Origin of the sequence: Algoriella sp. (assembly GCF_036647415.1) — a bacterium.
GTDB lineage: Bacteria > Bacteroidota > Bacteroidia > Flavobacteriales > Weeksellaceae > Empedobacter.
In genome coordinates this window covers 168,736-192,526 of the sequence record NZ_JAVXKG010000001.1, presented here as the reverse complement: position 1 = coordinate 192,526, position 23,791 = coordinate 168,736, and the positions used below count along the sequence as shown (strand labels likewise).

The window sequence follows — 23,791 nt, the reverse complement described above, 5'->3', positions numbered from 1 at the left end:
TAGTGTTGTGGTTAATTTAATATTTCTTACTTTTTTATCACTTTTTCAGTAAAAGTAATTCCTTTATTGTCGGTTACTTTTATCAGATAAATACCCGATTTTAATTGCGTTGTAGAAATTGATTTTTGATTTATAGAACGTATTAATTTCTGTCCAACCAAATTATAAATCTCTATCATTTTTATTTCATTATTAGACTGAATATGCAATTCATCTTTAAATGGATTTGGATAAATTTTTAACTGATTTGAAGTAGAAACTTCGCTTACAGCCAATAATTCTTGATTAGCCTTTTCATAATTCGGAATTCCATATCCCAATTGATAAGTAGGATTCCCAAATAAATGCGCTGACTTTTGCACATTATCTTTCAAATTTTCTAAAGAAACTTTCGGAAATTTTTGAAGCATAACAGCCATTGCACCTGCTGTAACTGGTGATGCAAACGAAGTACCGTTAGAATATGTTAAACTACCAGATGGTAAATACACCACAATATTTTGTCCCAATGCCGAAACATTTGGTTTTAAAACTCCTGCTGCATTTGGTCCAAAAGATGTAAAATCTGCTGGATTTCTAGAAGAATCATTTGCTCCAATTGTAAAAACATTTTTTGCATCTGCAGGGGCAGAAATCATTTTCCAAGGATCATTTCCTTCATTTCCTGCTGCATTAACCAATAAAATTCCACGTGAAGCACCAACTTCAGCTCCTTGCGAAATCAAAGTCGTTTTTCCATCCATGTCTGCATACTTGTAATCGTATCTCGGATCATCAAATTCTGTATACCCCAACGATGTATTGATAATATCTACACCAACACTATCTGCTCGCTCTGCGGCTTGTATCCAATAAATTAATTCTTTAGGCGTTTCCGAATTATTGTCTTCCGATCTATAAAGGGAATACGTCGCTTTTGGCGCACTTCCTACATAATTATCATCAACTTCGGCAGCCATTGTAGACAACACCATTGACCATGACTATCTGCTCCGTCAACGTTTTGCTTTTTTTCTACAAAATCATACGTATCAAAAATTCTATTTTCTGATCGAAGTTTTGCAAATGCTGAGATTGTATTTACACCCGGAAAACCCGCATCTATAACACCTACAAAAACACCTTTTCCTATAAAACCTGCTTGATGTAGTGCTTTTAAATTGATTTGATTAATAAACTCTTCTGCATAACCGTAATTATAATCTGCTTTTTTAAAGTTTAAATCAGTCCATTTTGGTTCTTTTTTCTGAAAAGTAGCTCCTGAAGAATTTCTCACCATTGTTTTAACTGATTCGACAAAAGATAAATTGGTTAAAGTTGTTACGATTGATGGATTTGTAATTTCAACCATTATTGTATTTAACCATTTTGTTTGACCAACATAAACTAAATTAAGTTTTTTAATTTCTTGTATACGAGTAGTTGATATAGGAATATCTTTTTCGTCTAACTGAATGTTATATTTTGTACGTCTATCTAATGCTCTTTGAGAAAGCATTTGTAAAGGATTCGCAAAATAATTTGCCGTATTTTCTTTAGGTTTCAGTTTAACTAAATACAGATCTTGTGCATAAGAAAAAAGGACACCAAAAAATAAGATATAAAAAGTAAATATTTTTTTCATATTGTGTTAATTCATTTTAAATGATGAATTTAACACTTTTTTTATTTACTATTTTGATAATAGCTAAAAATTTCTTTCTTATTTTTTTCTAATAATCCCAAAAGTGTTGCATCCATTTTAGGTTCATTCGTCGTTAAGAAAATATTTCCATTCACTTTTTCAAAATTGATAATAATCGAATTATTTTGAAAAGAAATTTTACTTGTCGTCTTTTTTAACAACTTAAAATTTGTGCGTAAAATATCTGTTTTTATCGTGAATTTTAATGGTTTATAATTAATTGTTGCTTCTTTTATATCCGACTTTTTTGCTTCGACTTCAAAAACCGGAGCAGATGCAGCCATAGGCGCATGCGAAGTTGATGGCAAAGATCTATTAGATGCTACAACAGCCATTTTCATGTTATTTGAAGTATCATTATTATCTTTTTCTATTTTAACTCCTAAAGCAGAATTTTTTAATTTTGTAGAAATTGAATCCGTTTTACCAATATTTGCTTTGTCTAAAACAACATATTGATCCTGCTCTACAATAGAATCTAATATTTTTGAACGATTCATAATTCCTGATGCTGTTACTGACAACCCTTCAGATGAGCTCATATTGTTTATTTCATTTTCTGGTTGTCTAGAAAGGTTTTCAGCTGATTTCGTTTTAACAATTACATTATTACTAGCCACTTGTGGTGCTTGTTCTATTTCTTCTATTTTTGGTAAATCTGCTTGAATAGAATCAAGTTGAATAGCTTTATCAATTTTTATTGCATTTGTTTTTACAAGCTCTACAGCGCTTTCTTTATTATTAACAGTATTCAAGTTTTCTATAAAAAGAACAAAATATGGAATAGCAATCAACGCAAAAACAGCAGCCGAAAACCAAACACTCGTAACAAATTCTCGTATTGGCTTTTGCTTTTTCTTATCGTCTTTTAGACCAGTTTCTATACGTTTCCAAACCAAATCTCTCGGTTTTTCACCTACAGTTTCGTTACTTCTTTCACGAAATAAATCTTCTATTGGATCATTTATATTCACGATAAATTTGATTTTAGATTATCATTTTTACTCAACATTTCTTTCAATTTCGTCTTCGCTAAATTTAATTGCGATTTAGATGTACCTTCTGTTATGCCTAAATTTTCGGCAATTTCTTTATGTTTATACCCTTCAATGACAAAAAGTGTAAATACTAATCGGCAACCATCAGGCAAATAATTAAGAAGTTTCATCACATCATCTTCTTCAATTTGCTGTGAAGCTTCTTGATTAGATGAAATTGTCGTAGAATAATCATCTACATTAAGGTGAAAAATTTTATTTTTTCTCAATTCCATCAAACATTCATTAATCATAATCCTTCGCATCCAACCTTCAAAACTTCCTTCGAACGAATAATTAATTAAATTCTGAAAAATCTTCAAAAACCCTTTAACCAATGCATCTTCAGCTTGTTGTACATCTGTAAAATATCGTTTACAAACCGCAAAAAAACGCGCATCATATTTTTCGTAAAGCAATCGTTGTGCTTTCGAATCATTTTTGATACAAGCTTTTATCAGTTCTTTTTCGTCCAATTACTTTTCTTTCTTATACTTTAGATGCGAAAATTACGCTTATGGTTGCTTTGTTTGCCTAAAATTTTTGTTAAATTTCTAAATATGTATTCATTAAATATAAAAAAAGCCGCTATTAAAGCGACTTTTTTGAATTATTATATTGAAAAATATTATCCTACTAATTTATTTTTAACTAAATATTCTGCAATTTGAATTGCATTAGTTGCTGCACCTTTGCGTAAGTTATCTGCAACAATCCAACAATTTAGTGTATTTGGTTGAGACATATCGCGGCGAATACGCCCTACAAAAACATCATCTTTTCCTTCTGAATAAAAAGCCATTGGATATGTGTTTGTATCTGGATTATCTTGTAAAGTAACACCGTCTTGTTTTGCCAAAAGTTGACGAATTTCTGTTAAATCAAAATCATTTTCGAATTCGATATTCACAGATTCCGAATGTCCTCCTTGTACAGGAACACGGACTGCTGTTGCTGTAATATTCATCTCATCAACACGCATAATTTTCTTTGGTTCGCGTGTTAACTTTAATTCTTCTTTTGTATAACCTGTTTCTTCGTCAAAAACATCACAATGTGGAATTGCATTTTTGAAGATTTGATATGGATAAACTTTTGCAACATCTCTGCCTTCTATCTCTCCGTTTAGTTGTTCTACAGCATCTTTACCAGTTCCTGTAACCGATTGATATGTTGAAACTACCACACGTTTTATTCCATATTTTTTGTGCAACGGATTTAAAACCATTACCAATTGAATTGTAGAACAATTTGGATTTGCAATAATTTTGTCTTCTGTTGTTAAGATGTCTGCATTAATTTCTGGAACAATTAATGGACGATCTGCATCCATTCTCCAAGCAGATGAGTTATCGATAACAGTTGTTCCTACTTCCGAAAACTTTGGCGCCCACTGTTTGGAAGTTTCTCCACCTGCTGAAAACAAAGCGATATCTGGTCGCTTTTCTATTGCATCTTGCATTGATACGATTGTATACTTTTCTCCTTTATATTCAATAGTTTTACCTATTGATCTTTCTGATGCTACTGGTATAATTTCAGTGATTGGAAAGTTTCTCTCTTCCAAAATTTGGAGTATAACTCTGCCGACCATTCCGGTAGCGCCTACGACTGCTATTCTCATTTGATTAAAAAATATTGTTTAAAATTTGAACTGCTAATTTAGTTAATTATTCAATACATTTTTCCTTCATTCACCCGTTTAAATGTTTTAGAGATATGATTTTTATAATGTTATGATATTAATTCGGCTAAATAATATATCTATCGAATTATAGTTTCTAAAACAAATGTTTTGAAGAATAAAGTTGTTATTTAATTTAAATTTTAGAAATAAAAAAAGTGGAACAAATTGTTCCACTTTTCTATAATTGTATAAAAATATTTTTCGAAAATTATTTTTTGATGAATTTTTGGATACGTGTAACTCCTTTATCATCTTTAACTCTTAAGAAATAAACACCAGCTGATAATCTTGATGTATCAACTTTACCTTCTTTAGAGAATTTTACTGGAATAACTTTTCCTGTAACATCTGCTACTTCTACATTAGTAACTTTAGCATCTTTTAATTGTACATTAACTTCTGTTGTTGCAGGGTTAGGGTATACAGCTAATTTAGATGATCCTAATTCTACAGTTCCCATAGTTTCTGAAGTTCCTGTTAAATTATTAACGACATAAATATAAGCAGCTCCACCACTTACATTAGTTCTAATATCAGCATAAGCATCTTCTTTAACATAACATCCTCCTGAAGGATTTCCAAAATAAGTTGGTCTAGTTTCTGTTAAACCAGCTTGATTTGTTAACCAAGGTAAAAAAGATTCTTTCCAAGCATTTGGTTGCCCTGACATTACAAATGTAGAAGATATTCCTATTTTTTGTCCTTCTGGAACTGGAAAAGCATCAGAAAATTCAACATTTACCCATCCTTTTGTATCTTTAGCTAAAGTAATACTTCCATAATTATCAGTTTCTGTAACTGAAGTATATGGAATTGTACTTCCATATGTCGTACCGTTATAATTAACAATTGTTGTTTCAATAACTGTATTATCATATGCATTTCCATAAATTCCTACAGAAACAGGTGTAAACTCACCTGTAATTCCATAATCATTTTTTAAATCATAAAACCTTGTTAGAGTAACTGTAGCTTGAATGTTTTCACAAGATACTGAAGCTGAAGCTGCTGTAATAGTTTGAGTTGATAATTGCGAAAATGTTTTATCAGCTTTATTATGCTGTTCTTGTACTGAAGTTAACGGTTCATGTAGATTACTATCAAGTTTTGCTTGCATATTCTGAGCAAATCCTGATGTAGAAAGAGCCGCAACTGTTAAAAGTGTAAAAATTTTCTTCATAATTTAATTTTTGTGTTAATTATTTAATGTTATTTCAATAAATATACTATTTTTTTTATAAATAACAATACTTTAAACGCAAAAAAAATAAAAAACCCATAATAGCAATTATTATGGGTTAAATAAATTATAAATATAAAATTATTTTCTAAACTAGCTCGTTATAAGCTGCTTTCAAATTTTCTGCGATAGCTTGTGCTGAGTGACCTTCGATGTGGTGACGCTCTAACATATGTACTAATTCACCATCTTTAAAAATTGCTACTGCTGGAGAACTTGGAGGAAATGGAGCAAAGAATTCGCGTGCTTTGTCTACTGCATCTTTGTCAAATCCTGCAAATACAGTTGTAAGATGTGCTGGTACTTTATCATTGTCCAAAGACATTACAACACCTGGTCTTGCAGCACCTGCAGCACAACCACAAACACTATTTACCATTACCAATGTTACACCATCTTGTTTTATTGCATTTTCTACTTGTTCTGGAGTAGTTAAATCTTCAAAACCATTAGAAGTTAACTGTGCCTTCATTGGCATTACTATTTCTGCTGGATACATATTGTTCTTTTTTTTGTTTTAAAAATTAAATTATTTTCAAAGTTACGTATAATCTAAAACTTTTAGAATACTTACTTTTGTAGTTACAAATTTAGTTAGAATTTAGCAATATGAAATTGACTTTTGGTAAGAATGAGAAACTTAAAAGCAGAAAAGCATTCGATGAATTGTTTTCTGGCGGAAAAACATTTGTTTCTCATCCAGTCAGATTCGTTTATAGAATTAAGCCAAAAGAGGATTATGATATTCGAGTAGGAGTGAGTGTTGGAAAGAAAAAATTTAAACACGCCGTTGATCGAAATTTATTGAAACGCCGATGTAAAGAGGCTTATCGATTAAATAAATTAATCGTAGAACCGTCGCCAAACTATTCTGTTGATTTGGTCATGATTTATACATCATCTAAACATCAACCATTTGAAAAGATAGAAGAGGCAATAAAAATTTTACTTCCGAAATTGAACGAAGCGATACAAACAAAAAAAGATTAACCTACAAAGGTTAATCTTTTTTAATTTATTTACTACTTACTTATATTAAGCAGTTTGTTTCTTTAAGTTTGCTTGTAAACGGAAAAAACTAAAATAAACGGATACTAAAATTAATCCGCAAATAGAAGCTCCGATTCCTAAAACGCTACGAAAGTTGTTTTCAGCTAAAAAACCAGCTTTATAATCCATCTCATATAGGTTGTAACCTAATCCTACCAACAAAACGATTGTCGCGATATAAATATATGTTTTCATTTGATAATGAATTTTTAAATTTTAATCTCACTCATAAACAATGCACCAATATTTGATGTAAATAATTTGATTGCAATTGACAATAAAACTACACCAAATACTTTTTTCAGTACTGATAAAACTGCTGGTCCTAACCATTTTTCTAGTTTGCCTGCAAATTTCAGCACCAAATATACGATTAACATATTTAATATAATCGCAATCACAATGTTAATATCTGCAAACTGCGATCGTAAAGAAAGTACAGTTGTCAATGATCCTGCTCCTGCAACTAGCGGAAACGCAATGGGAACAATGGATGCAGAGTTTGACTCGACTCCTTTTTGAATTTCAATTCCTAAAATCATTTCCAAAGCGATGACAAAAATCACAAATGCACCAGCTACGGCAAATGATTGGACATCGACACCTACAAGTTTCAAGATTTTTGTTCCGAAAAATAGAAAAGAAATCATTAAAATACCTGCGGCAATTGATGCTTTTTCGGATTGTATATGTCCTACTTTACTTCGTATTCCTACTATTATAGGAATACTGCCTAAAATGTCGATTACGGCAAAAAGAACAGCGAACGTTGTTCCGATTTGGTTGATAGAGAACTTTTCGAAAAAAGTAGTAATACTATTCATGTCGTTTTTTAGTGATAATTAATTGGTTGATGCAAAATTAATTGTTTTTGTTGTAACTAATCAAATCTTTTTCACAAAACGTTTAATAATCAATTAATTTATAATCTATTGTTCTAGCCAATTCTTGAAATCAGAAACTTTTTCTCGACTTACAATCATATCTATGTCTTTGTAAGTATTTAAAATTATTTTTAATCTTGAATTAGAATATATTGTAATTTCTTTGATAGAATCTAACTGAATAATTTGACTTCTATTTATTCGGAAAAATTTATTCGGATCCATTTGTTCTTCTATTTTATCTAATGAAAAATCGATCAAATAATTTCTATTTTCTTTTGTGTGAATGTAAGATGCTTTGTTTTCGCTAAAAAAACATTCGATATTCTCGGTTTCAATAATTTTGATTGACGTTCCGATTTTAACCGAAAAACGTTCTTTAAATTTTTCTTGTTGATTGCTCGAAAATAATTTCTTTATTTCGGACAAATCAAAATTTGATTTGGTTTGATGTTGTTTCTCAAATTTCTCCAAAGCAAACTTCAATTCTTCTTCATCAACAGGTTTCAACAAATAATCTACTGAATTTAATTTGAAAGCTTTCAAGACATATTCGTCATAAGCCGTTGTAAAAATAATAGCGGACGAAACATCAACTTGATTAAAAATCTCAAACGATAAACCATCTGATAATTGAATATCCAAAAAAATTAAATCAGGATTAGGATTCGTTTTCAAGTAATTTACACTTTCTTCTATGGTGTGTAACATTTCCGAAATCTGATAATCCAATTTCTCTACACGACGCTTTAACAAGCGTGCGGCTGGTTTTTCGTCTTCAATAATTATAATTTTCATGGTCTAAAAATTTATTGCCATTTCTTATTTTGCTCTTTTTCGTAAATTTCTTTTGCTTTACGCTCTTCCCAATCCGATCCAAATCCGTAAACTTTCATCGCTTTCATTGCAATTGCTAATCCCCAACCTAACATTGGCCAATAAAACCACCAATGTCCGTAGCTTGTAAAATAGTTAAGTACTACGAAAAATATATTCATTACAATGTAAGTTCCGAGGTGTGAATAAAACTTTTTCAACTCTTTTGCGCGTTCTATTGCACGTTGATAAGTTTGTTGTTCATCGATATTATTTTCTATTTTCATAGTTGTTGTTTTTTGTGTTAAGATTGGAAGTTGAACTCGAAAAAGTTGGTCTTTTTCTATTTCAACCTTTCTATTTGAGATAAGTTGATAACGATTAATAATATTGTTTAAACCGACTCCTGTCGAATCTTTTATCGAATCTTTTGGTTGTAAAGTATTTTCGACAATCAAATTATTATCTTGTTTATACATCTTAATTTTCAGCGGTTTTTGTTCCGAAACAATATTATGTTTGATGGTATTTTCTAACAAAATTTGAAGCGAAAGCGGAACAATGAATTCAGTTTCAGAAAAATTGGTTTGTTCAGTCTCAAAATCAATACTATTTTCGAAACGAAGTTTTAGCAAATTAATATACGTTTTGGCAAAATTTATTTCTTCTTGTATTGGCACAACTTCTTTGTCTTTTTGCTCTAAAACATAACGATAAATCTTAGAAAGTGAGGTTGTAAAATCTATCGCATTATCGGGATTTTCTTCTATCAAACCAGTTAAAACATTCAGACTATTAAACAAAAAATGTGGATCTAATTGATTTTTTAACGATTCAAATTTTGCTGTAGCCGTTTCTGCTTTTGTCGATTCTATAATAATTTTTTTCTCTAATCTGTAGCGTCTTTTTTCAATAAAATAAAAGAAAAATAATAAAATAATTGTGATAACGCCAACCAATATATAATTGATGTAATTGTCGTAAAAAATAGGTTTAAAGAAAAGTGAATTGACAAATTTTACAAAAACAAAATACAGTAACTGCGTATAGATAATTGCTTGAACAAAGTATTTCCAAATTTCATATTTTGGCTTTTCATCTATTTTAAATTCTTTCTTATATTGATTGAAAATACCTGTATTAATAAAGCCTGCGCAAAAACTAAATATAGAATATCCTATGAAATAAATTATTGCATCTGACTTGAAAAAATCAATTATTGATACATTTTCTGATGTAAAAAATAAAATACAATAGAGAATAAAATTCATTAATAAAAGAACAACAATATTTCGTAGAATGGTTTTTTCATCTGATAAAATCAATCCTTTTATAAATTGATAAATTATAAATCCGAGAATTACAAATCGAATCAAATAACCAGTAATTCTACCCAATTCGGAGGAAGAATTTACTATAAATGTTACATTACTTTGATTAAATACAAGCAACAAAACCCCAACTGTAAAAATCGTTGAAAAAGTAATATTTAGTATTTTATATGGACTCTTCATATCAAGCAATTAAATTAATCAACCAACAAATAAGATTATTTACGAGAATCAATACAAAAGCAATCATTATAAGATCGATTTACACTGATTATTCAATAAATTTTCTGCACGATCTTTTCCCCATTTTGGTTCGTTTTTCTTTGGTTGATCTGTGTCAAATAAAACTAAAGCTTTTTTTACATTCTCGCAATCTTGTGTAATATTAGCTCCAGAATAGTTTGCTAAATTAATATTGAACTCTGCTGAACCTAAAACCGAACGTGGATTTGAAGGATTTAACACCAACGATTTTGTATAAAGTTGCTGAATAATTGGTGTGTTTTCTGCGCCTTTTTGCATTGGATTTTGTACAATTTCTGCTGTTAAATACAACGCTTTTAAATTTAAAATTTCTGGATTCATTAAATTTTCGGCTTGTAACTCATCAATAATAGCTTTTGCTTTATCTAGTTTTTTATAATTTTCTTCGATATTTTTATTCTCAAAAGTTGATAAAACTTCCGAAAAAGCTAAATAATATTTTGGTAACCATTCTTTCGGAAAATCTTTTGATAATTGCTCAAAATTAGCCGTTGAAGAACTATTTTGTTTCCATTCTATTAATGATTTTGACATTTCAGCTTCAAAGTTTTTTTGTGCGAATGTAGAAACTGAAATTAAGGTTGCAATTGTTATTAAGAATGTTTTCATAATTGTGTTGTTTTAATTTGTTGAAACAAAGTTCTATCAATCACAAATAGAAAAGAATTTTATATTACCGAATTGTCAAATTTTGAGGACGAACTGTAGTCTGGAGTTATTTTTGAATAAACTATTAAAATAAACTAAATCAATTAAATATGAAAAAACTCTTTTTAGCTACCTTACTTGTAACAGCTTTTTCAAGTAATACGAATGCGCAAGTTACAGGGCGTTACAGCCAAGTTGCGTTGACTGCGCCAGACGAATATCGTGACAGTGAAAATGATGTGCAAATAACGAAAGACAAGCAGTCTTCTAAGAAAATTTGGATTGATCATTTGATTCCAAATAAGCGTATTTATGCAATTTCTTATTTAGCAAGTGACGAAAAAGTAATCTATACAATCCCAAAACAATTAGTCGGAAATTACCAAATCAATACGGGTTGTGTGGTGTATGATAATGACGAAAATGAATTGACAATTTCAGCGAATAATCCGGTAGATTGCATCGGAATTAGTCAAAAAGATTACGAAAATCTTTCAGTAGGTAAAGATGGTGTTTCGGTTGGAAAAACGAAAGTAGGATCGAATGGAAAAATCTCTACAAACGGAGTAAAAATCAATAGAAGTGATATAAAAGTTGATACAAAGAAAATCCTTTCTGGTATACAATATGTGGGACGAAAATCTTAAAATAAGCAAAGGCTAATCTTTCTCGATTAGCCTTTGTTTTTAATATAAATAGTAATTTATTTTCTCATTAATTCTTCTGCAACATTAACTGTTGCTTCGTAAACTTCTTCTAAGTTCTGATTCAGACCTCCAAAAGCATATTTTGCTTGGCGAGCATTATTCAGTAAAAGTTCCCATTGCTCTACAACTGCAGACTGAGTTCCTTTATTCAACATAGTTTCTATAATACGTTGATCCGAAAAATTTGCCAAATCTGTTCCAGTTTTACTCATCGCAACATTACACAAAATTGTTTCTTGTAATTGATAAAACTCTTTCTGATCTGTTGCGCTTATCTTTTGTTTTAATTCTACTAATTCAGAATTTATTGAACTGGAATTTATAACAGATTTCTCAACCAAAGTAAACTTATGTGTTTCTGTTTTCGGTTGATAATTTTCTAAATTATTTTGCTCGTTAATTGGTTTTATTTTTGGCAAACTATCTTCATTTTTATCAGATGAATTATTCTTCTTTTTTATAAAAAATAATCCTGCAGCGCTCATTGCAATTACACTTCCTGTTACCCAAAGCCAAGCACTTTTACCTTCTTTTACATCATTCGTAATTTCTTCTATTTTGTCTGTAATAATAGAATCTGATGATTTTTCTGAATTATCCGAAGCCAATTCTACATCTTTATTTGATGATTTAGAACCAGAAACAGCAATATTTATAGAATCTGATTTTAGGGTAATATACTTTTCTTTTATTGGATCAAAATAAGAAAACTCGACTGGAGAAATGGTGTATTCTCCTCCTAAATTAGGTACAAGAACTGTTTGTTCTGCAATTTTACCTTTCATTCCAGAATCATACGTTTTAAAAGCATCTCGCTTTTTAGGCGCAAATTTTTCTAAATTTTTTGGCGTTTTTATTTGAGGAAGATTAATTATATTAAAATTTCCTGAACCAACAATTTCTACATCATAATTAACACTTTCTCCTGTATTTATTTCTTTTTTATCAACAGAAGTATTCATTTTAAATTGTCCTACAGCTCCACTAAAATTAGCAGGACGACCTTCTTCTGGTAAAGCTTTTGCATTAATTACAACCGCATTACTACGAACTTCTACAGGTTCTACACCAAATGTAGTTGGCATCATGACATCTACAGAAAAAGGGTCTATTTCTATACGTCCTGGTTTCTGTGGAAAAACATAATAGCGTGCAACTTCTTCAGAAAAATATTGTTTTCCTCCGACTAATTCTTGTTTAATATTTTCAGGAGAACTTTTAACAATTTTAGGGCTTAAACCGTCTAATTTTCCTTGACGAAAATTAGTTCTACGATTAAGATAAGACAAATCTTTTACATAAAGTTTTACAGATAAGCTAACTTGCTCGTTAACATAAGGATCTGATTTTGACACATTACTTTGTAAAAAAACTGGTTGAGTAGAGTTATTCTTAAAATTAGAATGCGACAATCCTGTTCCTTTTACCAAAACTTCTACTGGCTTAGAAGTATATGTTTTACCATTAACCACAATTTTTGCAGCACCAATTCGGTATTTTCCTTCTTTTTCTGCAACAAAAGCTAAGACAATTCCATCTTCTATAACGCCTTTTCCGTTAACATACGACACATTTTGAGAACGTTGCTCTCCTACAATCTGTAAACCGCTATGACTTGGATATTTCATTGGTTTATCAATAGAATAGCTATCCGTATTAGATTCTATAAAAAACCCAACAGTAAATGCTTCTCCTAAACTGACTTGCTTTTTTTCGCATTCAGATTTAAAAGATATTTGTTGTGCCAACGCTGCTATCGACGTTAAGGCTAACAATAAAAAGCTATGATAAACTCTTGCTGTTGTCATTACCAATCCTTAGATGTTGTTGTTCTTTGTTTTTCTGCTTTTTGCTGAATAATTTTTCGTTGTGTTTTAGCTTCCTGATTGTGTAAAGCTTTCAATAAACCATCACTTGTACTATTCTGCGCTTTATTTTTATTATCATTGTCTCCTTTATTTCCTTGTTTTATTTCGGGAGATTGATTGTTTCCTTGTCCTTTATTATCACCATTTTCACCTCCAGCTTTCGGATTTCCTCCTTTATTTTGCTGTTTTTGCTGATCAGATTGTTGATTTTGAGACTGATTTTGCTTCTGCTGTTGGTTATTTTGGTTTTGTTGATTCTGTTTATTTTGTTGTTGATTTTTTTGATCGTTCTTATTCTGCTGATTTTGATCTTGCTTATTGTCCTTGTTCTTAGTATCTTTTTGCTTCTCTTGTTCTTTCTCTAACATTTTTTTTGCTAAAGCATAGTTGTAACGAGTTGCATCATCTTTTGGATCATTTTTCAACGCTAATTTGTAATTATCAACTGCGTTCTGATAATCCTTTTCTTGCATAAACGCATTTCCCAAATTATGATAAGCCAAATGTTTATCATTATTAGTTTGCGAAATTTCTGCAGAACGTTTGTAATGTGTAATACTTTCTTTGTAGCGTTTTTGTTGAAATAACGCATTACCCAAATTGTAGTTTGCCTTGATAGAAGTAGGATCTTCTAAAGCAGCTTTTTTGTAGGCAAATTCAGCATTATCAAATTTTCCTTTTTGATAATACTCATTACCTTCGATAATGTAGCTTTTTGCTTTTGATTGACTAAAACCAAAAACAGATAAAAGCATTATTCCTAAAAATCCTATTTGTTTTAAAAAGTACATCATTTTACCATACAAACTTACTATTTCTTTTTGTTAAAAATCTTATATTCAGATGTTAATAATTCCACAAAAAGTAACAAAACTGCAACTGCCAAAAACCATTGATAAATATGGTTCATATCACGAGTTGTAGAATTTGCAATTTCATTTTTATCTAATTTTGCTTTGTACATAGATATTGCGGATAAAGCATCTTGCGTATTATCCAAATGGATATAAGTGCCGTCTGTATCTTTTGCTAATTCGCGCAGATTTTTATCTTGAAGTTTAGAAATTACAGTATTTCCTGCCTCATCTTTCTTATAATCTTCTGCATAACCGTTGTAATAAACAGGAATTGGACCACCTTTTTCTGTTCCTACACCAATTGTTATAATATGAATTCCGTTATCTTTTGCAATTTTTGATGCTTGATTTACAGTATCTTCATTATCTTCTCCATCAGAAATTAAAACAATTAATTTACTCGTATTTGCAGAACCTTTGAAAGTTTTTGATGCTTCTTGAATTGCATTTAAGTAATTTGTTCCTTGACTTGAAATTAACTCAGTATTAACATTTTGCAAATAACTTTCTATCGCTGCATAATCATTAGTTAATGGAGAAATTGTGTAAGCATTTGCTGCAAAAGCAACCAAAGATGCACGATCTCCACCTAATTGATTTAAGGTTTCTGATATTAATTTTGTTGATTTTTCTAATCGTGAAGGTGCTACATCTTGTGTATTCATAGAGCTTGAAAGGTCTAATAAAAAAACCATATCAATTCCTTCTCGTTTCACTTGTATATCGCGATTTCCGTACAAAGGATCCATCAATGCAATTACCATAAAAAATAAGGCAACACAAAATGCAACGATTTTGAAACCGTATCGTTTGGATGATGTAATGGGAAATACAAAAGGAAACAGTTCTTTGTCTGCAAAGGTTTTCTTAACTCTTTCTCGCCATTGATAAACTGTTATCGACAAATAAATAACGACAACCAGCAAAATCATTAACCAAATATTATTTAATTCTCCCCACTGCATTAGATTAATTCTTTAAAAACTGTTCGACGTAAAATAGATTCTAACACCAATAATATAAATGCTGGTAATAAAAAACGGGCAAACAATTCGGTATAATTATAATATTTGACTTCGTTAATTTCTGATTTTTCTAACTTATCAATTTCTTGATAAATATCTTTCAAACTTTTATTATTTGTTGCACGGAAATATAAACCACCCGTTTTATCAGCAATTTCTGTTAATAATTTTTCATCAATTTCTACTGGATGCATTTCAAACATATAATCACCCAACATATCGTATCCTACTGGCATTGGTGCCATTCCGTTGGTTCCGATACCAATTGTGTACACTTTAATTCCTTTTTGTTCAGCAATTTCAGCTGCTTGTCGTGGCGAAACATACATCAAATCTCCTGACGGATTAATACTTTCTACACCATCGGTAATTAAAATAACTACTTTAGATTTTGCTTTACTATCTTTAAGATGATTAACTGCTGTTGCCAATCCAACTCCAATTGCTGTTCCGTCTTCTAAACTACCCGAATGTAACAACTCAATTTCTTGTGTCAAAACATCACGATCTGTTGTTAATGGAACTCTTGTTAAAGCTTCTCCAGAATATTCTACCAAACCAACTCTATCGGTTTTACGACCAACTGCAAAATCTTTTGCAACATCTTTCAGCGCCGTTAAACGATCTGGTTTCAAATCGCGTGCTAACATACTCAGCGACGTATCTACAGTTAATAAAATATCAACACCTTCGTCCGATTTTATTTTTGTTGTAACATCTACATATCGTGGTCTTGCTAATGCAATAATACAAAGAGATATTGCGATTATTCGCATCAAAAATAACAAAGGTTTGTAAGATGCTAACGAACTTTTAGCGCCACCAAATGCTTTGAGCGAAGGTAATTTTAAGGATGCTTTTTTCTGGCTTGTTTTACGAATTTCTCTGAAAATGAAAAATGGTAAAGCAAGCAATAAGAGTAAGATCCAAGGATTTTGAAACTCAAAGTTTAGCATTCCTAATTGTTATTAAACTGTTTATATTTTTCTCCTGTCACGACATCTTTTTTCAGATCTTCATTTTCTGGAATATCCAATGGTTTTACACGATCTACAAATTCTTCCATCCATTTTCTGTGTGTTTCATTTGTCGAATCGTCAAATTCTTGTTTCGCAAATTTCACTAAATCTGCATCAAACAAAAATTGTTTAAATTTCTGTACATCTTCAGGTAAAACATCTGGTTTTTGTGCAACATATTTCACCAAATCATCTGATAATATTTCTAATGCTGAAAACTGATAAATTCTACCCAAATATCGTCTTACAATAAATGATAATTGCGTGTAATATTCTTTTTGTTCACCACGTTTCAAATACTTTTTAGCATCTAAAGCTTTCAGACTTGCTTTCGCTTCATCGTACGGTGTTTTATAACCTTTTTCTCCTAATATTTTAGATTTTGAACGAACATATAAAACAATCAAAACTATTGCTATTATAAAAAGTACCAATGCTACAATTCCGTAAATCCAATATTTATTCCAATAATCACGCATAGAATATTCTTCTTCCATGACAGGTTTTATCGGAAAAATTGCATTTTTCGTTGTATCAACTGCTATATCTTGAATATCAATTTCAATTTCTTTCGTCTTTAGAATTTGATTATTTTTCTGAATAGAAATCGATGGAATATTAAACTTCCCAGCATCGTAACCTGTTAAATCTAAATGTTGAACAATTTCTGATTTACCATCGGTTTTTACTGTATCAATTTTATTTACTAAAACTTCTATGTGATGACTTAACGAATCTGTAATTGATGGAAAAATGATTTTATCTCCTTCTTTGTACTCAACTTTTACTTCGTATTTGATCGGTTCGCCAATTTTGATTGACGTACGATCTACTTTTGGAGTTAATGTTTGTCCAAAAGAAAATTGAAAGATGAAAAAACTTACTAAAAGCAATAAATTCTTCATTAGGCTTTATGACTTTTAAAGTAATTTAACAATGGGCGAATATAATCTTCGTCGGTGCGAATACTTAATGCGCCTGAATTATTTTTTTTGAATATGGATTGATAACGTTGATCCAAATCGCGATAATATTGTGCATATTGTTGACGCAATTTTTTGGAAGAAGTATCAATCAAACGGATTTCTCCTGACTCATTATCTTGCACATGAACCAAACCAATATCTGGGAAAGATTGCTCTTTCTCGTCATACACTCTAATCGCTGTTACATCATGTTTTTTTGCAACAATTCGCAACGCTTTCTCGTAATCTGAAGAATCAATAAAATCTGACAAAATAAAAACATTTGATTTACGACGAGCCAAATTCATAAAAGTTTCTAAGGTCGAGGCCAAATCTGTTTTTTTACTTTTCGGTTCGTAGGAAACAATTTCTCTTACCATTCGCAAAACGTGTTGTTTTCCTTTTTTGGGTGGAATAAATTTCTCTATTTGATCCGAATATAAAATCAATCCGACTTTATCATTATATGTTGTTGCCGAAAATGCTAAAGTCGCACTCAATTCGGCAATTGTTTCCATTTTTATTTGCTTACGTGTTCCAAAATTTTCTGAATTGGAAACATCAACCAACAAATACATTGTTAATTCTCGTTCTTCTTCAAAAACTTTGACATAAGGTTCGCTGTATCGTGCTGTTTTATTCCAATCAATATTACGAACGTCATCACCATATTGATAAGGACGAATTTCACTAAAAATCATTCCTCTTCCTTTGAATGAACTGTGATATTCACCCATAAAAAGATTGCTCGCTTTGCGCTTGCTTTTTAGTTCAATACGTTTTACACGTTTGATGATTTCTTTTGCATCCAAAGTTTAATTGATTTTTGAGATTGACCTAAGGAACTGGAACAACGTTAAGAATATTATCAATAATTTCTTCTGGTGTTACATTTTCCGCTTCTGCTTCGTAACTAATTCCGATACGGTGGCGCAAAACATCTTTTGCCATTGCACGTACATCGTCTGGAATAACATAAGCACGCTTGCGTAAAAAGGCATAAACCTTAGCCGCTTGAGCCAAATTGATAGATCCACGAGGCGAAGAACCAAAGGAAATCATTGGTACTAATTTTTCTAATCCAACTTTTTCTGGAAAACGAGTAGCGAAAATAATATCCAAAATATATTTTTCTATTTTTTCGTCCATGTAAACTTGTTTCACTGTTTCGCGAGCATCCAACAATTCTTGAATCGTAATTACTTTTTCAATCTTCGGAAAAGTTTGATTAATAGAGTTTCTCAAAATCAAACGCTCTGCCTCAAATTCTGGATAAGTAATCACAGTTTTTAACATAAAACGGTCAACTTGTGCTTCTGGTAAAGGATAAGTTCCTTCTTGTTCCACAGGATTTTGAGTTGCCAAAACCAAGAAAGGTTTTTGTAGCGGATATGTTTCGTCTCCAATTGTTACTTGGCGCTCTTGCATTGCCTCTAACAAAGCAGATTGCACTTTTGCAGGCGAACGGTTAATCTCATCTGCTAACACAAAATTGGCGAAAATTGGTCCTTTTTTGATACGGAAATCGTTTTCTTTTACATTATAAATCAATGTACCAACCACATCGGCAGGCAACAAATCGGGTGTAAACTGAATACGAGAAAAAGATCCGTCAACAGCATCAGACAAAGTTTTGATGGCTAAAGTTTTTGCTAATCCAGGAACACCTTCCAATAAAACGTGTCCGTTTCCTAACAAGCCGATCAAAAGACTTTCGACCATTTTTTCTTGTCCAATAATGGTTTTATTAATTTCTGAAGTTAAGCGTGCGATGCTTTCGCTTTTCGCTTCAATCTGTTGGTTTAAAAGTTGTATATCCAAAATTTCGTTGAAATTAGTGTTTATAGATTTTATTCAAATTTCCTCTAAAATTAATAATTTCAATTAAATTAGAGTGTAAAACTTTCCTACAATATTGTTAAACTTTGTTAAGACAAATGTAGTCTAGGAAACGTTTTGAATTAATTATTTAGAAAAAATAAAATTTGTATTAAAAACAATTCTCAAATCAAAAATACTTTCTATTAAGGAATATCGTTATTTTTAAACAAAATTATAAATTATGAAAAATTATTTGTTGACTATTTTTATGATGATTGGATTTTTATCTTTTGGTCAAAAATTACAAATAGAATCTGGTAATACAGATTTTTTAAAAGATCAAAAAGAAGTAAATGTTGAATTAAAATTTGATGATGTAAAGTTTTTTAATGAAAATAATTCTGAATCAGAATATCTTAAAAAACGTGAAAAAGAGGTATTAGATAATCCAAAAAGAGGTGCAGAATATTGGAAAACTTGGATTGCAGCTTGGAATGAGAATAAAAATGTGACTTATCTGGATAAATTTATCAAAGGAACTACAAAATCTAAAAAAATAAAATTTGCAAAAAACACTTCTGCAAAATATACATTGATAATTAATACGACTTGGATTTATCCTGGTTATCATGCAGGAATTGGAATAGAACCAGCAAAACTTAGTACAATTTTGACTTTTGTGGAAACTGCAAATCCATCTAATGTTTTACTAACTATAAAAACAGATAAAGTAAAAGGACTTTCTGGTAAAAATGATTTTGTGATGGAGTATGGTAGAATTGCTTCTGCATACGAATCTACAGGTAAATTATTAGGAAAAGAATTAAAATAAATTATACTAAATACAATTTATAATCCACTCTATACTGAGTGGATTTTTTGTTAATTATATTAAGAAACTTCTTGTTTCACCGACAATTAAGGATTATTAACCTCAATATTTTTTGTAAGATTTTTTTGTTTTGGACATTTGAATTACAAATTAAAAACAAGAATTAAATTTAAACAAAATGAAAAAAATATTAGTTTTAGCAAGTATGATGATGGTATTATCATTATCTGCACAAGAAAAGCCTCAAGGTCAAAAATCTGGAGAAAAAAAGGAACAAAGACAACGTCCTTCTACAGATGAACAATTGAAAAAATTTGATCAATACAATTTATCTTCATCTCAAAAGGAAAAAGTAAAATCGTTGCTTGAAAGTAGAAATTCTGAAAAGAAAAATTCTCTTGATAAAGGTGAAAAATCAAAAGGTAATAAAGCAGATTTTGATGCTAAATTAGAGCAAATTTTAGATAAAAAACAATATGCTCAGTACAAACAAGATCGTGAAGAACGTATGAAATCTAAGAAAAATGATTCGAAAAACGGAAAATTTTCTAACGACAATAAGCGTACAAAAAGCACGAAAGCTTAAAATAAAATATGTTTACCGACAAAATTTAACGGTTAACCTCTATTTATTGAATAAGTAAAATTTTATAGAGAGTTTTACTTCGAATTTTAAAGTTATTAATTGTAGCGCGAGTTACAATATTCATAAGTAAGTTTTTTAAAGTAGTTTTTAAAATTCATTTTCATTCAATTATCAAGTGAAAAGCGAGCCATTTAGCTCGCTTTTCCATTTTTTATTCTTCTGGCATTGCTTGCCATTTTTTGTAAAGATTAATAATAAAATAAAAACTTATGATAAATAATATCGGATTGATAAACAAGAAAATTTCTGCAATTTTATTTAACATTATCATCTCTGGATTTGTTGCTTTAAAATCGTATAAACTTCCATCTACGCCATCATACAACATCTCATTGCGAATATCTGTATAAAAACTTAGCATCATAATTCCAATAAAAATATTAGTTGCAACAAACCAATTAAGATTAATACCTGTTAATACTTTGTATTTTTTGTTACGCAAACCAAAAATTGTAATAGTTATAAATGCAATGTAAAAAATAAACACAATAATGTAAGGCGTAAATTGTGTATAACCGATACTTGCATCTATAGAAATTCCGAAAACGCTTCCTAAGATTGCCAAAATTCCTGCACCAATTAATGAAATTAACCACACTTTGAATGTGCTAAATCTGAATGTTATAATAAGAACTGTAAGTATTAAAGCGATTAATAAATAGTATTCTATATGTTCTAACCAAGTAGAATTGTATTTTGCAAACTCTATGTTCGTGTAAATTTGGTTTAAACTATCTTGGTTGATATAATCTTTTTTATTTTTTTTATCAATTACATCTTTATGCTCTTCTTGAAGTTTATTATCAATAAAATAATAAGGATATTGAGGAAGATAATCTATCCATTTCTTGTGTTCGAATTGATAACCAATTTCTTGTTTTTTCAGTAAATCAGTATAATTATTCAATAAATTTTCAATTTCTTTTCGATCATTTTTTTGCAGCAAAGCAATCCATTGTTCATCATAAAATTGATGATTTAAAGTAGAATTTTTCGGATTTTGAAAAGCCAAAAAACTATAATTATACAAACTCGCTAAGTTGTAATAAGTTTCTGGTTGATCTGTTGTTGCTTGTACAGCAGCTGAATCTACAGCATAAGATGCTTCACGAGCAGCTTCTTCTGGTGATCTTGCTGTTTCATAAATCGTATTATCTATTGGATAACTTTGATCTTTAGATGATTTTTTTAACGGTGAATAAGAATTTACAAAATCAATATTAGTATAACTTTTTCTATCTGGAAAATGATTTGCTAATAATATTCTAAATTCCGAATTTCGGAAATATGGCTCTAAAAAAGGAGCAATGTAACGTGTAGAATCTTTTTCTTTAATTAATCTACTATTAAGGTCATACAATTCTTTTGTCTCTTTTTCCGAAACCAACGAATCAAAAGCTGGAACAGCTAAATTTCTCGAATAACTATTGTATCCTAAATCTGATTGAAGTGTAAAACCTTGCGTACGATTTATCACATCAATATCTTTCAAATATTGTTCTTCGCTCAAATAATTTGAAACACGCAATTTCAAACCAGTTTTGAACGAATTTGGCACATAAAACATCAAAAAGAATATGAAGAAAACAGCTAAAAATTCTTTGAACAAATAATTTCTCGAAGTTGGAAAATTTGATTTAAAACGATTATTTTTAATGTAAAAATAGAGCCAAATCACAGTAATAATTACACCAATTAGCACATAAAAAACTGCAATTCCTGAGTTGTAAAAAACTTCATAAAGTGCACTTTCTTGCAGTTGAGATTTTTTATTGAAAAATAAAAAACCGTTGATAAGCGCAATCAAGTTGAAAACTAAAACTGTCAACAAAATCCAAATAAATTTCAGATTCCAAATCAGCGGATACTTTGTTATTAAAGTTTGATTTAATTTTTTGAACATAGTAAGTTGGTTTTAATTGACAAAAAAGCGACGACTTGATTTCGAAATATCACGAATATATTTTACCTGTAAATCAGATTTTCCGATTTCTGCAAAAACATTATTCATCGAAATTTCTGTATCAAAATAAGCGATATACGAACCTCCGTTAAACTTGATTTGTTTAATTTCTAACTTTGACAAAGCTGTTAATAACTCATCTTTACTGTTATTCACATCAATTTCAATGATTGTAAAATCTCCTTCCAAATCATCTTTATCTCCTTGTATTTTAAGCTTTCCTTGTTCTAAAAACAAAACTTCTGTTGATACTTTTTCTACTTCATACAATTGTTGAGAACTCAAAATAACGCCAAATGGATTTCGGATAGATTGTGATAAAAATTTCAAATCTTCCAGAATAATTTGTTGTGCCAAAATATCCAAATTCGCCAAAGGTTCGTCTAACAACAATACTTTTGGACGACGAAGTAAAGTTCGTGCCAATTCGAATCGCATTTTATAACCCGAAGACAATTGTCGCCATTGCAAATCCTTGTACGGCCAAAGTCCCAAACGCGCCAACATTACATTTGCCAACAACCAGTTTTCATTAGGATTTGTATCATAACATGCCAATGTAAATTGCAAATTCTGCATCAACGATCCGTACAAAACCTCTATTCGCTGCGGCACATAAACCAATTTTGTTTTCAACTCATAACTAAATGGTTTTGAATCAGAAAAATGATAATTTATTTCGCCAGCAGTTGGTTTTAATTCACCACAAATCAAACGGAGTAAAGTTGTTTTTCCATTTCCATTTTCACCAACCAAACCTACAACTTCACGCGATTGCAAATTGAATGTAATAGGATGAAGTTTAAAATTTCTACGATGATAAGCTTTTTCAACTTGTTTGGTCGAAATCAAAATTTCTGATTCGTGGAAAGTAGGAGGAGAAGCAAGTTTTAATTTTTCGACCAATTGTAAAGCCAAATTTTTCTTGTTTTCATCCGTAGAATTGATGGAATAATATTGGTCAGAATAATTAATTATTTCTTGATAAAACGATTTTTCACCCAAATCTAACACGCAATCAATTAGGCGTCGATACCCCAAATCGAGATCATTGTGTAGTAAATGGTTTTCAACTTCGTTAAGTCGTTGTTCAAATTCATTCATAGGTTGATTCTTAAATCTTTACGAATATAACAAACCTTTATTGAAATAAAATAGCTATTTATAGTTAAATTTTAATCTTAACAATTCTTCATAAACTATCTTAATTACTTTTTAATTTATTGTTAATCAATTATTTATTATTAACAATTTTAATCTATTAAAGTAAATAAATTTGAAATAAAACCTTTATTCACAACTTTTGATAAAGTCTATTTATAACTTTTTAATTTATTTATATTGAATTATTTACTATTAACAATTTGAGTAATTAATCAAGCTATAAACATTCTTTTTATAACTCAGTTAAAAAGTAGTTAATTCACTTAATATCAATAAAATACTA

The 23,791-nt window shown here is 30.1% G+C and carries 25 protein-coding genes; 4 read left to right on the top strand and 21 right to left on the bottom strand.

Annotated elements, in window-relative coordinates; all coding sequences use genetic code 11:
* Window positions 1-26: 26 nt before the first annotated feature.
* The 7 genes from RSC72_RS00915 to RSC72_RS00885 all read right to left on the bottom strand — a co-directional run bounded on the left by RSC72_RS00915 (window position 27) and on the right by RSC72_RS00885 (window position 6,147).
* Window positions 27-959: a S8 family peptidase gene (locus RSC72_RS00915; RefSeq protein ID WP_332543343.1), complete on the bottom strand. Its 933-nt coding sequence runs from the start codon at window positions 957-959 to the stop codon at window positions 27-29.
* Window positions 929-1,624: a hypothetical protein gene (locus RSC72_RS00910; protein ID WP_332543342.1), complete on the bottom strand. Its 696-nt coding sequence runs from the start codon at window positions 1,622-1,624 to the stop codon at window positions 929-931. The genes RSC72_RS00915 and RSC72_RS00910 overlap by 31 nt, the downstream gene beginning before the upstream one ends.
* Window positions 1,625-1,665: 41 nt before the next feature.
* Window positions 1,666-2,658 carry a hypothetical protein gene (locus RSC72_RS00905; RefSeq protein WP_332543341.1) on the bottom strand — a complete coding sequence of 331 codons (993 nt, stop codon included), beginning with the start codon at window positions 2,656-2,658 and terminating at the stop codon, window positions 1,666-1,668.
* A complete protein-coding gene (locus tag RSC72_RS00900) occupies window positions 2,655-3,197 on the bottom strand; it encodes an RNA polymerase sigma factor (protein WP_332543340.1) in 543 nt (180 codons plus the stop codon). The genes RSC72_RS00905 and RSC72_RS00900 overlap by 4 nt, the downstream gene beginning before the upstream one ends.
* A 152-nt stretch (window positions 3,198-3,349) precedes the next feature.
* Window positions 3,350-4,345 carry an aspartate-semialdehyde dehydrogenase gene (locus tag RSC72_RS00895; RefSeq protein WP_332543339.1) on the bottom strand — a complete coding sequence of 332 codons (996 nt, stop codon included), beginning with the start codon at window positions 4,343-4,345 and terminating at the stop codon, window positions 3,350-3,352.
* A 271-nt stretch (window positions 4,346-4,616) separates the two neighbouring features.
* On the bottom strand, window positions 4,617-5,588 hold the full coding sequence (locus RSC72_RS00890; RefSeq protein ID WP_332543337.1) for a T9SS type A sorting domain-containing protein: 972 nt from the start codon (window positions 5,586-5,588) through the stop codon (window positions 4,617-4,619).
* Window positions 5,589-5,736: 148 nt separating this feature from the next.
* Window positions 5,737-6,147 carry a BrxA/BrxB family bacilliredoxin gene (locus RSC72_RS00885; protein ID WP_332543336.1) on the bottom strand — a complete coding sequence of 137 codons (411 nt, stop codon included), beginning with the start codon at window positions 6,145-6,147 and terminating at the stop codon, window positions 5,737-5,739.
* A 110-nt stretch (window positions 6,148-6,257) separates the two neighbouring features.
* Between RSC72_RS00885 and rnpA the strand changes: the two genes are divergently transcribed.
* On the top strand, window positions 6,258-6,638 hold the full coding sequence (gene rnpA / locus RSC72_RS00880; protein WP_332543335.1) for a ribonuclease P protein component: 381 nt from the start codon (window positions 6,258-6,260) through the stop codon (window positions 6,636-6,638).
* 45 nt (window positions 6,639-6,683) lie between these two features.
* Here rnpA and RSC72_RS00875 read toward each other — a convergent pair whose 3' ends face one another.
* From RSC72_RS00875 to RSC72_RS00855, 5 genes are all read right to left on the bottom strand, one after another.
* The gene (locus RSC72_RS00875) at window positions 6,684-6,893 is read right to left on the bottom strand and encodes a hypothetical protein (RefSeq protein WP_332543334.1); all 210 of its coding nucleotides are present in this window, start codon (window positions 6,891-6,893) and stop codon (window positions 6,684-6,686) included.
* Between the two features lie 14 nt (window positions 6,894-6,907).
* Window positions 6,908-7,522, bottom strand: a complete 615-nt coding sequence (locus RSC72_RS00870) for a MarC family protein (protein ID WP_332543332.1) — start codon at window positions 7,520-7,522, stop codon at window positions 6,908-6,910.
* 105 nt (window positions 7,523-7,627) lie between these two features.
* Window positions 7,628-8,380 (bottom strand): LytR/AlgR family response regulator transcription factor, encoded by a 753-nt coding sequence (locus RSC72_RS00865; protein ID WP_332543330.1) that lies wholly within the window; start codon window positions 8,378-8,380, stop codon window positions 7,628-7,630.
* A gap of 11 nt (window positions 8,381-8,391) precedes the next feature.
* Window positions 8,392-9,912 carry a 2TM domain-containing protein gene (locus tag RSC72_RS00860; protein WP_332543328.1) on the bottom strand — a complete coding sequence of 507 codons (1,521 nt, stop codon included), beginning with the start codon at window positions 9,910-9,912 and terminating at the stop codon, window positions 8,392-8,394.
* A 66-nt stretch (window positions 9,913-9,978) separates the two neighbouring features.
* Entirely contained in the window at window positions 9,979-10,602 is a 624-nt protein-coding gene (locus tag RSC72_RS00855) for a hypothetical protein (RefSeq protein ID WP_332543326.1), read from the bottom strand.
* Window positions 10,603-10,751: 149 nt separating this feature from the next.
* On the opposite strand from RSC72_RS00855, the gene RSC72_RS00850 reads away from it, so the two are divergent.
* The gene (locus tag RSC72_RS00850) at window positions 10,752-11,288 is read left to right on the top strand and encodes a hypothetical protein (protein ID WP_332543325.1); all 537 of its coding nucleotides are present in this window, start codon (window positions 10,752-10,754) and stop codon (window positions 11,286-11,288) included.
* Between the two features lie 56 nt (window positions 11,289-11,344).
* Here RSC72_RS00850 and RSC72_RS00845 read toward each other — a convergent pair whose 3' ends face one another.
* Genes RSC72_RS00845 through RSC72_RS00815 form a run of 7 tightly spaced genes read right to left on the bottom strand, consistent with a single transcriptional unit; the run spans window position 11,345 to window position 18,903 of the window.
* Window positions 11,345-13,156: a BatD family protein gene (locus RSC72_RS00845; protein WP_332543323.1), complete on the bottom strand. Its 1,812-nt coding sequence runs from the start codon at window positions 13,154-13,156 to the stop codon at window positions 11,345-11,347.
* Window positions 13,156-14,010 carry a tetratricopeptide repeat protein gene (locus RSC72_RS00840; RefSeq protein WP_332543322.1) on the bottom strand — a complete coding sequence of 285 codons (855 nt, stop codon included), beginning with the start codon at window positions 14,008-14,010 and terminating at the stop codon, window positions 13,156-13,158. Before RSC72_RS00840 ends, RSC72_RS00845 begins: the two co-directional genes overlap by 1 nt.
* A gap of 17 nt (window positions 14,011-14,027) precedes the next feature.
* Window positions 14,028-15,038: a vWA domain-containing protein gene (locus RSC72_RS00835; RefSeq protein ID WP_332543321.1), complete on the bottom strand. Its 1,011-nt coding sequence runs from the start codon at window positions 15,036-15,038 to the stop codon at window positions 14,028-14,030.
* Window positions 15,038-16,054, bottom strand: a complete 1,017-nt coding sequence (locus RSC72_RS00830; RefSeq protein ID WP_332543319.1) for a vWA domain-containing protein — start codon at window positions 16,052-16,054, stop codon at window positions 15,038-15,040. Before RSC72_RS00830 ends, RSC72_RS00835 begins: the two co-directional genes overlap by 1 nt.
* 2 nt (window positions 16,055-16,056) lie before the next feature.
* Window positions 16,057-17,022, bottom strand: coding sequence for a BatD family protein (locus tag RSC72_RS00825; RefSeq protein ID WP_332543318.1), 966 nt, complete (start codon window positions 17,020-17,022; stop codon window positions 16,057-16,059).
* On the bottom strand, window positions 17,022-17,894 hold the full coding sequence (locus RSC72_RS00820; RefSeq protein ID WP_332543317.1) for a DUF58 domain-containing protein: 873 nt from the start codon (window positions 17,892-17,894) through the stop codon (window positions 17,022-17,024). The genes RSC72_RS00825 and RSC72_RS00820 overlap by 1 nt, the downstream gene beginning before the upstream one ends.
* A 25-nt stretch (window positions 17,895-17,919) precedes the next feature.
* On the bottom strand, window positions 17,920-18,903 hold the full coding sequence (locus RSC72_RS00815) for an AAA family ATPase (RefSeq protein WP_332543315.1): 984 nt from the start codon (window positions 18,901-18,903) through the stop codon (window positions 17,920-17,922).
* A 241-nt stretch (window positions 18,904-19,144) separates the two neighbouring features.
* Between RSC72_RS00815 and RSC72_RS00810 the strand changes: the two genes are divergently transcribed.
* Both RSC72_RS00810 and RSC72_RS00805 read left to right on the top strand, forming a co-directional pair.
* Window positions 19,145-19,735, top strand: coding sequence for a hypothetical protein (locus tag RSC72_RS00810; protein WP_332543313.1), 591 nt, complete (start codon window positions 19,145-19,147; stop codon window positions 19,733-19,735).
* 178 nt (window positions 19,736-19,913) lie between these two features.
* Window positions 19,914-20,321, top strand: coding sequence for a hypothetical protein (locus tag RSC72_RS00805; protein ID WP_332543311.1), 408 nt, complete (start codon window positions 19,914-19,916; stop codon window positions 20,319-20,321).
* 211 nt (window positions 20,322-20,532) lie between these two features.
* Here the strand turns inward: RSC72_RS00805 and RSC72_RS00800 are convergent, their stop codons facing one another.
* Entirely contained in the window at window positions 20,533-22,284 is a 1,752-nt protein-coding gene (locus RSC72_RS00800; RefSeq protein ID WP_332543309.1) for a hypothetical protein, read from the bottom strand.
* Window positions 22,285-22,296: 12 nt separating this feature from the next.
* Window positions 22,297-23,448 (bottom strand): ABC transporter ATP-binding protein, encoded by a 1,152-nt coding sequence (locus tag RSC72_RS00795; protein ID WP_332543307.1) that lies wholly within the window; start codon window positions 23,446-23,448, stop codon window positions 22,297-22,299.
* Between the last annotated feature and the right edge of the window lie 343 nt (window positions 23,449-23,791).

What these genes read in the sequence shown, in the direction of transcription:
- RSC72_RS00915 (WP_332543343.1), bottom strand. Translation starts at nt 959, where the DNA reads ATGGCTGCCGAAGTTGATGATAATTATGTAGGAAGTGCGCCAAAAGCG.
- RSC72_RS00910 (WP_332543342.1), bottom strand. Translation starts at nt 1,624, where the DNA reads ATGAAAAAAATATTTACTTTTTATATCTTATTTTTTGGTGTCCTTTTT.
- RSC72_RS00895 (WP_332543339.1), bottom strand. Translation starts at nt 4,345, where the DNA reads ATGAGAATAGCAGTCGTAGGCGCTACCGGAATGGTCGGCAGAGTTATA.
- RSC72_RS00890 (WP_332543337.1), bottom strand. Translation starts at nt 5,588, where the DNA reads ATGAAGAAAATTTTTACACTTTTAACAGTTGCGGCTCTTTCTACATCA.
- RSC72_RS00885 (WP_332543336.1), bottom strand. Translation starts at nt 6,147, where the DNA reads ATGTATCCAGCAGAAATAGTAATGCCAATGAAGGCACAGTTAACTTCT.
- rnpA (WP_332543335.1), top strand. Translation starts at nt 6,258, where the DNA reads ATGAAATTGACTTTTGGTAAGAATGAGAAACTTAAAAGCAGAAAAGCA.
- RSC72_RS00875 (WP_332543334.1), bottom strand. Translation starts at nt 6,893, where the DNA reads ATGAAAACATATATTTATATCGCGACAATCGTTTTGTTGGTAGGATTA.
- RSC72_RS00870 (WP_332543332.1), bottom strand. Translation starts at nt 7,522, where the DNA reads ATGAATAGTATTACTACTTTTTTCGAAAAGTTCTCTATCAACCAAATC.
- RSC72_RS00865 (WP_332543330.1), bottom strand. Translation starts at nt 8,380, where the DNA reads ATGAAAATTATAATTATTGAAGACGAAAAACCAGCCGCACGCTTGTTA.
- RSC72_RS00860 (WP_332543328.1), bottom strand. Translation starts at nt 9,912, where the DNA reads ATGAAGAGTCCATATAAAATACTAAATATTACTTTTTCAACGATTTTT.
- RSC72_RS00855 (WP_332543326.1), bottom strand. Translation starts at nt 10,602, where the DNA reads ATGAAAACATTCTTAATAACAATTGCAACCTTAATTTCAGTTTCTACA.
- RSC72_RS00850 (WP_332543325.1), top strand. Translation starts at nt 10,752, where the DNA reads ATGAAAAAACTCTTTTTAGCTACCTTACTTGTAACAGCTTTTTCAAGT.
- RSC72_RS00845 (WP_332543323.1), bottom strand. Translation starts at nt 13,156, where the DNA reads ATGACAACAGCAAGAGTTTATCATAGCTTTTTATTGTTAGCCTTAACG.
- RSC72_RS00840 (WP_332543322.1), bottom strand. Translation starts at nt 14,010, where the DNA reads ATGATGTACTTTTTAAAACAAATAGGATTTTTAGGAATAATGCTTTTA.
- RSC72_RS00835 (WP_332543321.1), bottom strand. Translation starts at nt 15,038, where the DNA reads ATGCAGTGGGGAGAATTAAATAATATTTGGTTAATGATTTTGCTGGTT.
- RSC72_RS00830 (WP_332543319.1), bottom strand. Translation starts at nt 16,054, where the DNA reads ATGCTAAACTTTGAGTTTCAAAATCCTTGGATCTTACTCTTATTGCTT.
- RSC72_RS00825 (WP_332543318.1), bottom strand. Translation starts at nt 17,022, where the DNA reads ATGAAGAATTTATTGCTTTTAGTAAGTTTTTTCATCTTTCAATTTTCT.
- RSC72_RS00810 (WP_332543313.1), top strand. Translation starts at nt 19,145, where the DNA reads ATGAAAAATTATTTGTTGACTATTTTTATGATGATTGGATTTTTATCT.
- RSC72_RS00805 (WP_332543311.1), top strand. Translation starts at nt 19,914, where the DNA reads ATGAAAAAAATATTAGTTTTAGCAAGTATGATGATGGTATTATCATTA.
- RSC72_RS00800 (WP_332543309.1), bottom strand. Translation starts at nt 22,284, where the DNA reads ATGTTCAAAAAATTAAATCAAACTTTAATAACAAAGTATCCGCTGATT.
- RSC72_RS00795 (WP_332543307.1), bottom strand. Translation starts at nt 23,448, where the DNA reads ATGAATGAATTTGAACAACGACTTAACGAAGTTGAAAACCATTTACTA.